The sequence below is a fragment of the Pontixanthobacter gangjinensis genome (assembly GCF_009827545.1).
Classification (GTDB): Bacteria; Pseudomonadota; Alphaproteobacteria; order Sphingomonadales; family Sphingomonadaceae; genus Pontixanthobacter; species Pontixanthobacter gangjinensis.
The window spans coordinates 769,772-785,162 of record NZ_WTYS01000001.1; the positions used below are offsets into that span (position 1 = coordinate 769,772).

Sequence of the window (15,391 nt, forward strand, 5' to 3'; positions counted from 1 at the left end):
ATAGCTTGGGCGGCGGCCCGGCCTGATGCCCCCGAACTAATCACATAGCTTGGGCGGCGGCCCAGCCTGATGCCCAAGCCCATTGGAAATTATATCCGCCCAGCCAGCCGGTCACATCCGCGGCTTCGCCGATGACATAGAGGCCGGGCACTTTCTTCGCCTCCATTGTTTTGGACGACAATTCTTTGGTGTCGATGCCGCCTGCGGTCACTTCGGCTTTGGCAAAACCTTCCGATCCATTGGGCCGGAATTCCCAGCGAGAGAGCTGCTCCTGTGCCCGCCTTAGCGATTTATCGGTGGCGTTACCGACATCTGTGTCAATGCCAAGACGTTCTGAAAGAGTCGTAGCCAGCCGGTCAGGCAAGCTTTCCTTCAGCAGCGCTTTGATGGTGGCGCGGGGCTGTGATTGCTTGGCGTCCAGCAACCAATTGACATCCCGTTCGGGCAGAAAATCGATTCCAATAGCTTCACCGTTCCGCCAATAGGATGAGATTTGTAATATAGATGGGCCTGACAATCCGCGATGGGTGAACAAGGCTGCTTCGCGGAATGAAGCTTTGCCGTGGTGCGCCGAAACGTCGGCGGCAACGCCCGAAAGGTCGCGGAACAGCACATCGTCGCCGCCCAAAGTCAGCGGCACCAAAGCTGGACGCGGCTCGACAATTTTCAGGCCAAATTGGCGGGCCAGATCATAGGCATATCCGGTCGCCCCCATTTTTGGAATCGACGGCCCGCCCACTGCGATTACCAAATTATGCGCCCCATAGTGTGCGCCGTTCGAGGTGACGATGAAGCAGCCATCCTCATGCGCGACTTCGGTCACGTGTTCATCGCAGCGCAAATCTACCTGACCCCCGGCGTTGTCTGCCTTGACGCATTCCTCCAGCAGCATAGCGACAATCTGTTTGGCGCTGCCATCGCAAAACAATTGGCCGAGGGTTTTTTCGTGCCAAGCAATGCCGTAGCTTTCGATCAAATCCAGAAAATCACGCGGGGTGTATCGGCTGAGCGCCGATTTGGAGAAATGTGGGTTGGCCGAAAGATAATTGGCCGGACCTGCGCCGATGTTGGTGAAATTGCACCGCCCGCCGCCCGAAATCAGGATTTTCTTGCCCGGCTTCTCTGCGCGTTCGAGCAGCAGCACGCGTTTGCCCCGCTGCCCGGCCTGCGCCGCGCAGAACAATCCGGCAGCGCCGGCGCCGAGGATGATTGCATCATAGGTCATAATATCCGGTCGCGGTCAGGCCGTTTTGGCTTCGCGCTGCTCCTGCAAAATCGCCCAGCCGGCGAGAAACAGCCCGGCGAGTAGGGGGCCGACGACTATGCCCGACAAGCCGAGCAATCCGATACCGCCCAAGGTCGTCACCAGAATTATCCAATCGGGAATGCCTGTGTCACGCCCGACCAGAATTGGTCGCAGCACATTGTCAGCCATACCGATAATCAGCACACCTGAACCGATCACGATTACCCCCTGCCAAATCTCGCCAATGGCGAGCAGATAGATCGCAACAGGTATCCAAACCAACGCCGGTCCCAGCGCAGGAAGCAAAGAGAAAATTGCCATCAGCAAACCAAACAAAGCCGCTGATGGAACACCGGCAATGGAGAAAGTTATCGCGCCCAGTGCGCCCTGGACCAGCCCGACAACGATAGAACCCTTCACCGTGGCGCGGACAATCGAGGTGAATTTCTCTGCCAAACGATCAGCAAGCCCGCGCTCGATTGGTAGGCCTGCGACCACAGCTTCGCCGAGGCTGCGCCCGTCCCGAAGCAAGAAATAGGTAGCATATAGCCCGACCCCGAAAGCGAGCACGAAACCGAACGCGCTGCTGCCGATTGCCAAGGCGCTTTGAGCGATCACACCAGTACTTTCGCGAGCGAAATCCTGCGCGCGTGCGATAAAGCTGTCGAGATTGGCAAAGCCTGATGAATCGAGTGTAGATTGAACGCCTGCGGGCAGCGCATCATGAACTTGCATGAACCACGCGGCGACGTCGATCTTGCCATCTTGGAAGGCCAGGAAAACCGCCACAGCCTGGTCGATAATTATTCCTCCGATAAAGAATGCTGGAATCAGGACAGCGACTGTGATGATCAACAAGGTCGCAATCGCGGCTCGGTTCGGGCCATTGCCCATCCTGACAAATAGCCATTGATACAGCGGCTGAAACATGATCGCCGCCAACGTTGCCCAAAATAACGGCCTCACAAATGGTAGGGCAATCATCAACAGACCAAGCGATACAACCGCCAAAAACAGAATAAATCCGCCGCGTTCAATTGCAGTTTTATGGTCGGTTGCTTGCAAGATTAGATCTCCGGCTGGACATGGTTGCGCGAGCGCTATGGTAGACGGCGTGATTGGTCCAATCAACTTGTGTTGGTGTTAATGGCTCGGCTGACGGGGCGCGCCGATGCGGAGGACGCGTATCAGGCTGGCGGCGATCATCCCTGTTCCGGCCAAGATTATTGCCGCAGCCCAAAACCAATGCGGCAGCAACAATCTGTCTGCTATCGCGCCTGTATCCGATGTTTGGTGCGATCCGCCAATCACCGCGCCGCTTGAGAACAAATACCCCCATTGGGCGAACATGCTGATCGCTGCGTGCACTCCCAGAAACTGGACGGCAAATCGGCTGGCTCCCTCATTGGCTTGCCATGCGATGAGAAGCGCTGCTGTCGCAATCGGTGGCAGGATCATCCAGCCAAGCGCGCTGCGTACCCAGATTAAGGTCGAAAGAATCAAGATGGCTGCCAGCGATACCAACGCGATGCGTCTCGCCTTCGCATTTTGCGATGCAAGGATGAAGGCCGAGCCTACCAATGCCGGACCCAGCGGCCCGCCAGCGCTGACCAACGCGTGGGCGAGAGCGGATGTGCTGACTGGGGAGGAAACCATTGCATAGCCGCTGCCGTTTTCGAGCAAGACAAGCTTTTGGAAATCCAAACCCAGCAGCATGGCGGTCAGCCCGTGCCCCATCTCGTGAAACCACGTGCTCAGGATCGTGAAGGGGTAGATCAGGTAATTGCCGAAAGGAATGTTCGGTAAAAGAACCACCGCTGCAGCGGCCAGCATCAGCCAGCCGGGATGATCCTGAGCGGATTTACTGCTGGGGCCGATGTTGGGGCCGATGCTGGGGCCGATATCGAAGCGCGCTGGCTGAATGGATTGTTCCGCCGGTTTCCCGCGAAGCTGGTCCATCCAGCCGGCCATACTAGACGTCCAGATTGGCGACGTTCAGCGCGTTTTCCTGAATGAATTCGCGCCTCGGCTCGACCACGTCACCCATCAGGCGGGTGAAGATTTCATCGGTTACATCGGCATCATCGACTTTCACTTGCAGCAATGCGCGATTTTCAGGGTCAAGCGTGGTTTCCCACAATTGCTCTGCATTCATTTCGCCCAGACCCTTATAGCGCTGGCTGGAAAGACCTTTCCGCCCGGCTTTCAGTACCGCGTCGAGCAGTTCTGTCGGGCGGGTGATCGCGTCCTCATCGCTGACTTCGATCGTATCGGTTGCGGCATCATCGGCTTCTTCGTCGGAATCGTCCGCGCCTTTGACCAAGCGGGCTGGCGTTTCGTAAACATCGCTGTGCTCAGCGGTCAGGCGGTGGAGCTTGCGCGCCTCTGCGCTGCTGACGAATGCCGCCTCGATTTCATGAACGTCGGTCACGCCGCGCCACAGACGCTTAAGCTGGATGGTGCCATCGTCACGCAATTCAGCTGACCATTTCGCGTCGCGGTCACCCATGTGCAGCCGCGTTGCGGCCTTGGCCAGCGCGTCCTTCCGGGCGCTCGTGTCATGGTCCGGGTTGAACACTCCGGCCAACGCCATCGCTTCGATCATTGCGCCATCATATTTGTTCGGGATGAACGCCATCAAATTGCGAATCCGCAATGCATGTTCGACCAGCCCCTGCAATTCGGCTCCGCCGCGCGCGCCGCTTTCGCTTTCGAGCAAGCGCCCTTGCAGCCCGCCCGCAACCAGATAGCGGTCCATCGCAGCCTGGTCTTTCAAATAGACTTCGCTGCGGCCTTTGGCGACTTTGAACAAAGGCGGCTGGGCGATGAACAGATGACCGTTCTTGATGATCTCGGGCATTTGACGGTGGAAGAATGTGAGCAATAATGTGCGGATATGCGCGCCATCGACATCGGCGTCGGTCATGATCACGACTTTGTGATAGCGCAGCTTCTCGATGTTGAACTCATCGCGAATACCAGTGCCCATCGCCTGAATCAGCGTCCCGACTTCTTTGGAGGAGATGATCCGGTCAAACCGCGCCCGCTCGACGTTCAAAATCTTACCCTTGAGCGGGAGGATTGCTTGATAGTGCCGGTCACGGCCTTGCTTGGCGGAACCCCCAGCGGAATCGCCCTCCACCAGGAACAGTTCGGATTTGGCGGGGTCACGCTCTTGGCAATCGGCCAGCTTGCCGGGCAGGCTTGCAATATCCATCGCGCCTTTGCGGCGGGTAAGCTCGCGGGCCTTCTTGGCCGCTTCACGTGCTGCCGCTGCGTCAATTACCTTCTGGATAATGGTTTTCGCGTTGGCCGGATTTTCTTCCAGCCATTCGGTCATTTTCTCGCTCATCAGCGCTTCCAAAGGCTGACGGACTTCGGAGGACACCAGCTTGTCCTTGGTTTGCGACGAAAATTTCGGATCGGGCAATTTGACCGAGACAATCGCGGTCAGGCCTTCGCGCATATCTTCGCCCGATAGCGAGACTTTCTCCTTCTTCATCAGGCCCGAAGATACTGAGTAATTGTTGAGCGTCCGCGTCAAAGCCGCACGGAACGCTGCAAGATGGGTACCGCCATCGCGTTGCGGGATGTTGTTGGTGAAACACAGCACGTTTTCATAATAGCTGTCGTTCCATTCCAGAGCGACTTCGATGCCGATGCCATCCTTCTCTGCCGAAATGGCAATGGGGTCAGGAATAAGCGCCTGCTTGTTGCGGTCGAGATAGTTCACAAATGCACCAATTCCGCCTTCGTAAAACAGATCGTGCTCGACCATTTCTTCGCCGCGCTTGTCGCGCAATTTGATGTGGACACCCGAATTGAGGAAGGCGAGTTCGCGGTAGCGGTGCTCCAGCTTTTCAAAATCATAGGTAGTGACGTTTTTGAACGTGTCCTCACTCGCCATGAAGGTAACGCGGGTACCCTTGCGCGGGCCGCCGTCTTCGGCAACTGGCGCGGGGCCTCTTTCAATCAGCGGCGCGACCGTATTGCCGTGCTCAAACCGCATCCAATGCTCTATACCGTCACGCCAGATCGTCAGCTCCAGAAATTCGCTGAGCGCGTTGACCACCGATACGCCAACCCCGTGCAAACCGCCTGATACCTTATAGGCGTTTTCATCATTGGTGTTGTCGAACTTACCGCCAGCGTGAAGCTGGGTCATGATGACCTCTGCTGCCGATACGCCTTCTTCCTTGTGCATTCCGGTGGGAATACCGCGGCCATTATCTTCGACAGAGACCGAGCCATCGGGGTTCAGCTCGATCAAAACGAGGTCGCAATGCCCCGCCAGCGCTTCGTCGATGGCATTATCGGAAACTTCGAACACCATGTGATGCAGGCCGCTGCCGTCATCAGTATCGCCAATATACATGCCGGGCCGTTTGCGCACGGCATCCAAGCCCTTGAGAACCTTAATGGAATCTGCCCCATACTCGCCCATTTGGACGATCTTTTCAGGTGGCTGGTTCTTGGGAGTTTCGGCGGAGTTTTCAGGTGTATCGCTCATGCCCATTATATAGGCGCTGAGGGGCCATAACCAAAGCGGAAAGCGCCGTTTTATTCACAGTTGCCGAATTACTGGTTTCAGATGAAACCAGTTGACGAAACGGGTATGGCGGCGCAACGCTGCACCATGCTTTCTGTGCTCGATATCTTCCGGATCGGGATTGGCCCATCCAGTTCCCACACCGTTGGGCCGATGCGTATTTCCGCGATGTTTATCCAGGCGCTGAAACGGTCAGCGAAGCTTGATCAAACTGCGCGCATTCACATTGAATTGCAGGGCTCGCTTGCGCTGACGGGTGTCGGGCACGGCACTCCGCGCGCGGCCATTTTGGGCCTGATGGGCCACCGGCCAGAGACATTCGATCCTGCCAAAGGCGATGCGCAATTGGAACGGCTGGAGAAAGCAGGACTGATGCCCCTGGCCGGTAAGCGCGAGATTGCATTCGATATGCGCGGCGATGTTGATCTAGCGGGCCATATCGTGCCTGCACTGCATCCCAATGGTATGCGAATGAGGGCGTTTGCCGCCGATGGCGCCATGCTGTCCGACCGGACCTATTATTCGACCGGCGGCGGTTTTGTCGCAACCCAGCGCCAGCTGGAAAAACCGCCCAAAAATGACCGCATACTAGCCGGTAACCCGGTGCCCTTTCCGTTCGGTTCTGCTGCCGAGCTTTTGCAATTATGCGTGGATAAATCACAGCGTATAGATCAGCTGGTTTTGTCCAATGAAGACGCCATGCGGCCACGTGAAAAGACTATCTCGGGCATCGATGTCATTGCCAAGGCGATGGATGATTGCATCGCTCGCGGGTTGAAGCAGACCGGCATTCTTCCCGGCGGTCTCAAGGTCCGCCGACGTGCGCCCGAATTGTGGGACAAATTGCAAGCCGCACCTCAATCGAACGAGCGCGAACAATTGTTCGATTGGCTCAATTGCTTTGCGATGGCAGTGAATGAAGAGAACGCGGCTGGCGGCAAAGTTGTGACCGCGCCGACCAATGGCGCGGCGGGGATACTGCCTGCGGTGATGCGCTTCTATTGCATCAATGCGGAGGAACGCGCCTGCACCGATAGCCGCCGCAAATTCCTGTTAACCGCGGGCGCAATCGGTCTGCTGTATAAGCAGCGCGCCAGCATTTCAGGTGCGGAAATGGGTTGTCAGGGCGAAGTTGGCGTGGCCTGTTCGATGGCTGCTGGCGGTCTGGCGGCCCTATGGGGAGGGTCGCCGACCCAAGTGGCCAGCGCGGCTGAAATCGGGATGGAGCATAATCTGGGATTGACCTGCGATCCGGTCGGCGGATTGGTGCAAGTGCCGTGTATCGAACGCAACGCGATCGGCGCGGTCAAGGCAGTCAACGCGGCGCGGTTGGCGCTCCACAGGGACGAAGCGACGCTCGTTTCGCTTGATCAAGTCATCGAAACCATGCGTCAGACTGGCCTTGATATGTCGACGAAATACAAGGAAACCAGCCAAGGTGGATTGGCGGTCAATGTAATCGAGTGTTGATTGCGGCGTTTGGCGGGGTAGGGTTAGCCCATGACAGAACTGACAACCCAAGAAGCCATCCTCACAAAGCTGCAAGAGCCCTACGGCACTTACCGTGAAATCATCCATGGCTGGGCTGAAGTGCGTGCGGACAAGCCGGCGCTGCGCGACGAAAATGTGACGCTGACCTGGCGCGAGGTTGCGGACCGGGTTGAACGGATTGCCTTCCGCTTGCAGCAAACCGGCCTGCAACAGGGCCAGTCGGTTGCCATTCTGGGCACTTCTACGGCCAATTACGCGCTGGTTTTTCTGGCTGCGGTGGTCGCTGGCGGAGTGGCCGCTCCGCTCACCACCAGCGCCAGTCCCGCACAGCTTGAAGGCATGGCCAAAGATTCTGGTGCGCGACATCTGTTTATTGACCGAGCCAAGCTGGCCGAGCTTGGCGACGGATTCATGTCGGGCCTCGACCGGATTGTGCTCGATGAAGAGCTGGACGAATGGATGGCACCCGAAGGTGAGGTGTCTTCTCCTTTTATCCCGCGCGGGGACGAGCCGTTCAACATAATCTATTCCAGCGGAACCACCGGCATTCCCAAGGGCATCGTCCATTCACACAAAATGCGCTGGTTCCAGTTCGCGCCAACTGCCGGGCGAGCCTATTCGCCCGAGGCTAAGGCGCTGGCATCGACCCCGCTCTATTCAAACACCACTATGGTGTGTTTTCTGTCATCGGTTCTTGCCGGTGCCTGCACCACGATTATGGGCAAATTCGACACCAGGAAATGGCTGGAGACCGCGCAGCGTGACGGGACAACGCATACCATGCTGGTGCCCGTCCAATATCAGCGATTGATGGATGAACCGGCTTTCGATGATTTTGATCTTTCTACTCTGGCGCTTAAATATTGCACTTCGGCGCCGTTCTCTGCTGAATTGAAAGCGCAAGTGGTGGGGCGAATGCCGGGCGCTTTGATCGAGATTTACGGTATGACCGAAGGCGGGGTGACGTGCCTGCTCTATGCGCATGAACACCCCACAAAGCTGCACACCGTGGGGCAACCCGCGCCCGGTCACGCGCTCAAAGTGCTCGATGATCATGACCGTGAGGTTCCCGCCGGAACACCTGGCAATCTGGTCGGCATCTCGCCGGCGATGATGGTCGGATACAAAAACCGTGAAGCTGCCACGCAGGAATCGCTCTGGACTAATCCGGAGGATGGATCGGTGTGGATGCGGATGGGCGATATCGGGCGGATCGATGAAGACGGCTTCGTCGAACTGGTGGGCCGCGCCAAGGATATGATTATCTCGGGCGGCTTTAATATCTATCCGGTCGATCTGGAGAATGAGTTATTGAAGGAAGCAGGTGTTACCGAAGCGGCGGTGATCGGTGTGCCGAGCGCGAAATGGGGCGAATCTCCGATCGGATTTGTGACGCTTGACCCCGATGCCGGAACCAGCACGGAAATCGTGATGGCCAGCGTCAATAACCGCCTCGGCAAGACCCAGCGGCTCGCGCAATTGCATCTGATTGATGAAATGCCGCGCAGCCATATTGGAAAATTGCTCAAGACCGAATTGAGGCAGCGCGCCGAGAAGATTGGCCTACCTGATTGATTGGGCGCCTGATTGATTAGACGCCTGATCGACTGGCTGACCCAATAATCCATAGACTCGAAAAAATGTGAGTACGCGGCTGCCTTCAATTTTAAGGGGGACTGAAGGGCAGCCGCGTCTCTTTACGCTACCGGTTCATGGATGGGCGGCAATTGCCGGGCATCCGTGCTGCACTCGCGGGCAGCTGAACCGAAAGCCGGGATTCGCGCCGAGGAGGGAGAGGCGACGAAGTCCCGTTATCACCGGAGGCAGTCTTGGGAGAGAGGGGTTGCCACCCGGTTCGAGCGTTGAAATAATATTACGCACCGCTTTTTTCAAATGACAAAACCTCCAGAGTTGTTGAGTTTTTTGCAACTTAAGGCCTCGCGGCCGGGCGGATGCTGGACAGTCTATCGGGCGGATACTATCGGCTTCTGATGAACGCTGAACAGATCTCCGATTCCCAACACGGCTCAGGGCCCGAATCCATCCTCATTGTCGATTTCGGCAGCCAGGTTACGCAGTTGATTGCGCGGCGGGTTCGCGAAGCGGGCGTGTATTCCGAAATAGCGCCTTTCACGATGGCGGAAGAAGCATTCCACCGGATGAAGCCGAAGGGGATTATCCTGTCCGGCTCGCCTGCCAGCGTGCCCGATGAAGGTAGCCCGCGTGCGCCGCAATTCCTGTTTGAGGCAGGCCTGCCGATCTTGGGCATTTGTTACGGCCAGCAGGTGATGACCAAGCAATTGGGCGGCGAAGTGCGGCCTGGCCACGAGACGGGAGAGGGCGGTGAATTTGGCCGCGCGTTTCTGACCGTGACCAAGCCATGCGCCTTGTTCGACGGATTGTGGAAAGAGGGCGAGCGGCATCAGGTGTGGATGAGCCATGGCGATAAAGTCACCGAATTCGCGCCCGGTTTTGAAATTGTCGCTACCAGCGATGGAGCGCCCTTTGCGGTTATCGCTGATGAAAGCCGCAAATTTTACGGTACGCAGTTCCATCCCGAAGTCGTCCACACGCCCGATGGCGGAAAGCTGATAGCCAATTTTGTGCGCCATGTTTGCGGCCTCAAGGGCGATTGGACAATGGCCGAATTTCGCAAGACCAAGGTCGCAGAAATCCGTGCGCAAGTGGGTGCCGGTAAAGTCATTTGCGGGCTGAGCGGCGGCGTCGACAGCGCAGTTGCGGCGGTGCTGATCCACGAAGCCATTGGCGACCAGCTAACTTGCGTATTTGTCGATCACGGATTGATGCGGATGAATGAGGCGGAGCAAGTCGTCACCCTGTTCCGCGATCACTACAATATCCCGCTGGTTCATGTGGATGCAGAAGAACAATTCCTCGGCGGCCTCAAGGGCGAAACCGATCCCGAGAGAAAACGCAAATTCATCGGCGGCGCCTTCATCGACCTGTTCGAAAAAGAAGCGGCAGCAGTGGGGGGGGCAGACTTCCTCGCCCAAGGTACGCTCTATCCTGATGTGATCGAAAGCGTGTCCTTCACCGGCGGGCCAAGCGTGACGATCAAGAGCCACCACAATGTCGGCGGCCTGCCCGAACGCATGAATATGCAATTGGTCGAGCCTTTACGCGAACTGTTCAAAGACGAAGTCCGCGATCTGGGCCGCGAGCTTGGCCTGCCCGACATTTTCGTTGGCCGTCACCCGTTCCCCGGGCCCGGCCTCGCCATCCGCATTCCCGGCGAAGTGACCAAGGAACGCTGCGATATCCTGCGCAAGGCAGACGCGATTTACCTGGAAGAAATCCGAAATGCCGGTTTGTATGACGCGATCTGGCAAGCATTCGCTGTGCTGCTACCGGTCAAAACTGTCGGCGTGATGGGTGATGCCCGCACCTATGACAATGTCTGTGGCCTGCGCGCAGTAACCAGCACTGATGGGATGACGGCCGACGTTTACCCGTTCGATGCAAGCTTCCTTACCCAATGTGCAACGCGTATTGTGAACGAAGTGCAGGGCATCAACCGCGTGGTCTATGACTACACCAGCAAACCGCCCGGGACGATTGAGTGGGAGTGAAGTGCGAATGCGGCGCGAACAGATTTCGGCCGCGGTCGCTGCGCTTGATGTCCGCGAAGTAGAGTCTCAGGAGATGGCTTGGGCGCAGCTAAGGCCGCTTGGCTTTGGTGTAGTACCCTATTTGCTCGACGCTTATTCTACGTTCCGGACATGGCAGGGTCGCTGCGCTTTGATGTATTATTCGACCCGATATTCTAGGCAATCGCCATCAGCACTCGGCTTGGGATTGTTGGGCCTGAGTGACCGATCCTATATGGTTCGATACCGCGCTTGTGGCCTGTTGGCTTACGCGTTGAACAAAGAAGCCGTGCCTGCATTGGAGCAACTGGCCGAATGTGAGGGCCGTGATCTCGTATTGACCAGTGCAAAGGCTGCAATGAACGCAATCAAGGCTGGGAATCACAATCTGTTTGTCGATCAGCGACTGTCCGGACAAAGCAGTTGGACTGTTAATCCGGGTGACGCCCAGCAACCTGTCCCGTCACGCGTTAAGCGCCTGATGTTAGGCATCCAATCGGTGAATTGAGTGGAACGATGCAGCTCCCCCTCGGCCCTGGTCCCCGCACTGGAACTCTCCTCCGCATCCACGCCGCTCTGATCGACCATTTCGGCCGCATCACTCGCCCCGACACTAAACGACGCGATCCGGTGTGGACATTGGTCCAGGGTGTGATCGGCGCGCGGAGCAAAACGGCGCTTTCCAATGCTGCGACTGACGCCTTGCTCGAACGTTTTGGATCATGGGAGGCGGTGGCTGCTGCGCCGCTCAGACAGCTGACTGAAATTCTTTCCAGACAGACATTCCCCCAGCAATCGGCGCGGCGTCTGAAAGACTGCCTGACCATGATTATCGAGCAACGCGGATCGGTCGATTTGCGGCATCTTTCCAATTTGCCGACCGGCGATGCGATGGCGTGGCTTGAAACGCTGCCCGGCATTGCGCGCAAGATCAGCGCCGGGATCGTAAATACCAGCATTTTTGACCGCCGCGCGTTGGTGATCGACAGCCATCATCTCCGCGTGATGCAGCGGGTGGGGTTGGTCCCGCCCAAGGCTGATACCGTGCGCGCCTATGACGCGATAATGCCGGTGCTCCCATCAGAATGGACCGCGCAGGATATTGACGAACATCACTTGCTGGTGAAGCGAGTGGGGCAGACTTATTGCCGCCCTTCGCGCACAGATTGCGCGGCTTGTCCCTTGCAGGCCGATTGCCAAACCGCGCAGGCTGGCGGCCTCAACCCGGGAAGCTAACCCCCGTCAGTTCTTCTGACTTGGTCCAAAGCGCATCGGCTACCGCTTCATCGCGGATATGCGGGGCCACGCCCGATCCGCGCGGCGTGGTGTCGTCTGCCATCGCGCCCACATTACAATCCTCGCAATAGACGCCTCCCATACCATCCAACAGCGGTGAGGTGGCGCACCATACGCTGGTCGCCGCGCCTGCACCAACCGATTTGAAGGATTCATGCGTGTTGCCGGCCTCATCAAACCAGCCCATCGCGACCTGTTCCTCGTGAGTCAGGTGGCGCTGGAGAGGAGTCACAATGCCGCCGGGATGGACAGCAAAGGCGCGCACGCCGTGAGCCTCGCCAATTTTATCAAGCTGTAAGGCAAATAGAGCATTGGCCGATTTCGCCTGTCCGTAAGCAGGCCATTTTTCATAATCGCGCCGCTCAAAATTAGGATCCTCCAGATCAACCCCGCAGATACGGTGGCCGACAGAAGACAGCGCCACAACGCGCGCGCCATCTGCCGCCTTCAGCAAGGGCCACAGTCGCGCTGTCATCTGGAAGTGACCCAAGTGATTGGTCGCAAACTGGCTTTCAAACCCGCGCGCGTCACGCGCCAGCGGGCAGGCCATAATCGCGGCATTGTTGATCAGAATATCGATCTTGGAAATCTGCCCTGAAAGCGCCTCGGCAAAGCTATCTATCGATGCCGGATCGGACAGATCGAGTGGTAGAATTGAGATGCTGCCGGGCATTTCCGCCAGCACTTCTTGTGCTACATCGGGCCGCCTCGCGCCAACCACAACATCCGCGCCGGCCCCGGCCAATGCGCGCACCGTCTCAGTTCCGAGCCCCGAATATCCGCCGGTCACGACAATTGTTCTGCCAGTAAGATCGATACCCTGAACAACTTCGTTGGCAGTGGTGCGGTGGCCGAAAGGCGACTTGATGGGGGCTTGTGGAGAAACCATGATGCTGTTTCCTTTGGTGGTGCGGTGCGGTGCGGTGCGGTGCGGGCACAGCGTGGAACTTAATGCGTGAATATCCGCTACTATGGCATGGGTCGAACGATTCCGGAAAGCGATGCCGCAGAAATCTTTGTCCGGTTGGCAGAGGCGATGCCCGGCAGGACCGCCAATGCGAAGGGCCCCAAGGGGCAGCCGGACGCGTTCCGCTCCTGCATTTCATGTATGCTGTCGGCCCAATCTCTGGACCGCAACACTGCCAAAGCAGCGCGCGCATTGTTCGATCTGGCACAAACGCCCGAAGATGTGCTGGAACTTGATGACCGCGATATTGCCGCTGCGATCAAGCCGTGCGGGCTGTATAATGTGAAGACCCGCAACATCCGCAAATTCTGCCAGGCATTGCTGGCCGAGCATGGCGGGCTGGTGCCAAGTACTCGCAAGGGGTTGCTTGGCCTGCCGGGAATCGGCCGCAAATGTGCCGATATTGTGATGAGTTTCACCTTCGGAACGGATGTGATTGCGGTCGATACTCATGTTCACCGGGTCTGCAACCGTATTGGCTTAACCGATGCCAAGACCGCTGACGTTACGGCACAGCAGCTTGAGGCGCGCGCGCCGAAATGGGCCTTGCGAGACGGGCACTTCTGGCTCATTCAGTTCGGCAAGAAAGTGTGCACGGCGCGCGCTCCAAAATGCGAATCCTGCCCTGTCTCCGATCTGTGCCTTTGGTATGCGGAGCGTTCGGCACAATAATTCCGGGAGAGAGACTATGAAAACCGCCATCACCGAAATGTTCGGCATCCAGCATCCAATTATTCAGGGCGGCATGCATTATGTCGGCTTTGCTGAAATGGCAGCGGCGGTTTCCAATGCTGGCGGGCTGGGAATTATCACTGCTCTGACCCAGAAGACGCCTGCCGATCTCGCCAATGAAATTGCGCGCTGCAAAGATATGACCGACAAGCCGATCGGCGTAAACGTCACCTTCCTGCCCACAGTCAACGCACCCGATTATCCCGCGATTATCAAAACGATCATCGAAGGCGGCGTGACCGTCGTGGAGACCGCCGGTAACAATCCGGTCGCGGTCTTGCCTTACCTGAAAGACGCGGGGATCAAGGTGATCCATAAATGCACCGCCGTTCGGCACGCTTTGAAAGCGCAAAGCATCGGCTGCGATGCGGTCTCGGTCGACGGGTTCGAATGCGGCGGCCATCCGGGCGAAGATGATATTCCGAACTTCATCCTGCTTCCGCGTGCTGCGGACGAGCTGGAAATTCCGTTCGTTTCCTCTGGCGGGATGGCCGATGGCCGCTCGCTAATGGCATCGATCGCTTTGGGTGCCGCGGGTATGAACATGGGCACGCGCTTCATCGCCACAAAGGAAGCGCCGGTGCATGAGAATGTGAAGGCTGCAATTGTCGCGGCCAGCGAACTCGACACGCGGCTGGTGATGCGCCCGCTGCGCAATACAGAGCGGGTCATGACCAATGACGCGGTCGAAGAATTGCTCCGAATCGAAAAAGAAAAAGGTGACGACCTGAAGTTCGAAGATGTCATCGAACAGGTCGCAGGCGTCTATCCGCGGATCATGATGGAGGGCGAAATGGATGCCGGCGCATGGAGCTGCGGGATGGTTGCAGGCCTGATTAATGACATCCCGACCTGTCAGGAATTGATCGACCGGATCATGGCCGAAGCGGAAGAAATCCGCGTGCGGATGAATGCGATCTCGGCGTGACGAAACTTAGCTAACCGCTACCAACTGAACCCGTCGTCAATCGCGCGCTGCTCGGCCTTCGTGGTCGAGCGGCCAATCGCTTCATTGCGGTGCGGGAAGCGGGAAAATCGTTCGATCATTTCGTGGTGGCTTTTGGCGAAGGACGAATTGTCCGGCAAATGCTCGGTGAAATAGGCTAGGCTGGCATCCTGATCGGAAAGCTCCTCGCTATGCATCAGCGGCATCGCGATAAATTGGCGCTGCGCATCCGGCAGCTGAGCATCGCGGCCTGACGTTATGAAATCCTTGGCCAGCTGGAGAGCCAGAGGATCATATGCGAAGGCCTGCGCCGTTCCGCGATAGAGATTGCGCGGGACTTGATCGAACAGCAAAATTGCAGCTTGCGCGGTAGTGGTGCCTGTTTGAAAATCGGAGGCGGGTCTATCGGACAGAGTGTGCAGCGTATCTTCAAACCGTTCGCGAAGCATCGCATCGACCGCGTCGCTGGAGCCGAACCAATCTTTTGGCCCAAGCTCTTCAAACCATGTTTGTAACAGGAATTTTGCCCAGCCGGGACGTGGGTCAGTCACCTGAA

General features: G+C 57.5%; 13 protein-coding genes. 7 read left to right on the forward strand and 6 right to left on the reverse strand.

Annotated elements, in window-relative coordinates:
• Positions 1–40: 40 nt before the first annotated feature.
• From GRI36_RS03600 to gyrB, 4 genes are all read right to left on the reverse strand, one after another.
• A complete protein-coding gene (locus GRI36_RS03600) occupies positions 41–1,225 on the reverse strand; it encodes a BaiN/RdsA family NAD(P)/FAD-dependent oxidoreductase (RefSeq protein ID WP_160597228.1) in 1,185 nt (394 codons plus the stop codon).
• A 15-nt stretch (positions 1,226–1,240) separates the two neighbouring features.
• Positions 1,241–2,311, reverse strand: coding sequence for an AI-2E family transporter (locus GRI36_RS03605; protein WP_235902153.1), 1,071 nt, complete (start codon positions 2,309–2,311; stop codon positions 1,241–1,243).
• A gap of 78 nt (positions 2,312–2,389) precedes the next feature.
• On the reverse strand, positions 2,390–3,217 hold the full coding sequence (locus GRI36_RS03610) for a M50 family metallopeptidase (protein ID WP_160597229.1): 828 nt from the start codon (positions 3,215–3,217) through the stop codon (positions 2,390–2,392).
• 1 nt (position 3,218) lies between these two features.
• Positions 3,219–5,756 (reverse strand): DNA topoisomerase (ATP-hydrolyzing) subunit B, encoded by a 2,538-nt coding sequence (gyrB, locus tag GRI36_RS03615; protein ID WP_202392110.1) that lies wholly within the window; start codon positions 5,754–5,756, stop codon positions 3,219–3,221.
• A gap of 126 nt (positions 5,757–5,882) precedes the next feature.
• Between gyrB and GRI36_RS03620 the strand changes: the two genes are divergently transcribed.
• The 5 genes from GRI36_RS03620 (at position 5,883) to GRI36_RS03640 (ending at position 12,130) form a co-directional block, all read left to right on the forward strand.
• Positions 5,883–7,265 (forward strand): L-serine ammonia-lyase, encoded by a 1,383-nt coding sequence (locus tag GRI36_RS03620; RefSeq protein WP_160599029.1) that lies wholly within the window; start codon positions 5,883–5,885, stop codon positions 7,263–7,265.
• Between the two features lie 30 nt (positions 7,266–7,295).
• Complete coding sequence (locus tag GRI36_RS03625) at positions 7,296–8,861, forward strand: class I adenylate-forming enzyme family protein (protein WP_160597230.1); 1,566 nt, start codon at positions 7,296–7,298, stop codon at positions 8,859–8,861.
• Between the two features lie 416 nt (positions 8,862–9,277).
• On the forward strand, positions 9,278–10,876 hold the full coding sequence (guaA, locus tag GRI36_RS03630; RefSeq protein ID WP_160597231.1) for a glutamine-hydrolyzing GMP synthase: 1,599 nt from the start codon (positions 9,278–9,280) through the stop codon (positions 10,874–10,876).
• A gap of 7 nt (positions 10,877–10,883) precedes the next feature.
• Entirely contained in the window at positions 10,884–11,402 is a 519-nt protein-coding gene (locus tag GRI36_RS03635; protein ID WP_160597232.1) for a hypothetical protein, read from the forward strand.
• Between the two features lie 8 nt (positions 11,403–11,410).
• Positions 11,411–12,130, forward strand: coding sequence for an endonuclease III domain-containing protein (locus GRI36_RS03640; protein WP_160597233.1), 720 nt, complete (start codon positions 11,411–11,413; stop codon positions 12,128–12,130).
• Here GRI36_RS03640 and GRI36_RS03645 read toward each other — a convergent pair.
• Positions 12,114–13,079: an oxidoreductase gene (locus GRI36_RS03645; protein WP_160597234.1), complete on the reverse strand. Its 966-nt coding sequence runs from the start codon at positions 13,077–13,079 to the stop codon at positions 12,114–12,116. The genes GRI36_RS03640 and GRI36_RS03645 overlap by 17 nt on opposite strands.
• A 66-nt stretch (positions 13,080–13,145) precedes the next feature.
• Between GRI36_RS03645 and GRI36_RS03650 the strand changes: the two genes are divergently transcribed.
• Positions 13,146–13,829, forward strand: a complete 684-nt coding sequence (locus GRI36_RS03650) for an endonuclease III domain-containing protein (protein WP_328598342.1) — start codon at positions 13,146–13,148, stop codon at positions 13,827–13,829.
• Between the two features lie 16 nt (positions 13,830–13,845).
• Entirely contained in the window at positions 13,846–14,817 is a 972-nt protein-coding gene (locus tag GRI36_RS03655; RefSeq protein WP_160597235.1) for an NAD(P)H-dependent flavin oxidoreductase, read from the forward strand.
• Positions 14,818–14,834: 17 nt separating this feature from the next.
• Here the strand turns inward: GRI36_RS03655 and GRI36_RS03660 are convergent, their stop codons facing one another.
• The gene (locus tag GRI36_RS03660; protein WP_328598343.1) at positions 14,835–15,386 is read right to left on the reverse strand and encodes a DUF924 family protein; all 552 of its coding nucleotides are present in this window, start codon (positions 15,384–15,386) and stop codon (positions 14,835–14,837) included.
• Positions 15,387–15,391: the final 5 nt, after the last annotated feature.

Coding starts and splice junctions, on each gene's coding strand:
- GRI36_RS03600 (WP_160597228.1), bottom strand. CDS start 1,225: ATGACCTATGATGCAATCATCCTCGGCGCCGGCGCTGCCGGATTGTTC.
- GRI36_RS03610 (WP_160597229.1), bottom strand. CDS start 3,217: ATGGCCGGCTGGATGGACCAGCTTCGCGGGAAACCGGCGGAACAATCC.
- gyrB (WP_202392110.1), bottom strand. CDS start 5,756: ATGAGCGATACACCTGAAAACTCCGCCGAAACTCCCAAGAACCAGCCA.
- GRI36_RS03620 (WP_160599029.1), top strand. CDS start 5,883: ATGCTTTCTGTGCTCGATATCTTCCGGATCGGGATTGGCCCATCCAGT.
- GRI36_RS03625 (WP_160597230.1), top strand. CDS start 7,296: ATGACAGAACTGACAACCCAAGAAGCCATCCTCACAAAGCTGCAAGAG.
- guaA (WP_160597231.1), top strand. CDS start 9,278: ATGAACGCTGAACAGATCTCCGATTCCCAACACGGCTCAGGGCCCGAA.
- GRI36_RS03635 (WP_160597232.1), top strand. CDS start 10,884: ATGCGGCGCGAACAGATTTCGGCCGCGGTCGCTGCGCTTGATGTCCGC.
- GRI36_RS03640 (WP_160597233.1), top strand. CDS start 11,411: ATGCAGCTCCCCCTCGGCCCTGGTCCCCGCACTGGAACTCTCCTCCGC.
- GRI36_RS03645 (WP_160597234.1), bottom strand. CDS start 13,079: ATGGTTTCTCCACAAGCCCCCATCAAGTCGCCTTTCGGCCACCGCACC.
- GRI36_RS03655 (WP_160597235.1), top strand. CDS start 13,846: ATGAAAACCGCCATCACCGAAATGTTCGGCATCCAGCATCCAATTATT.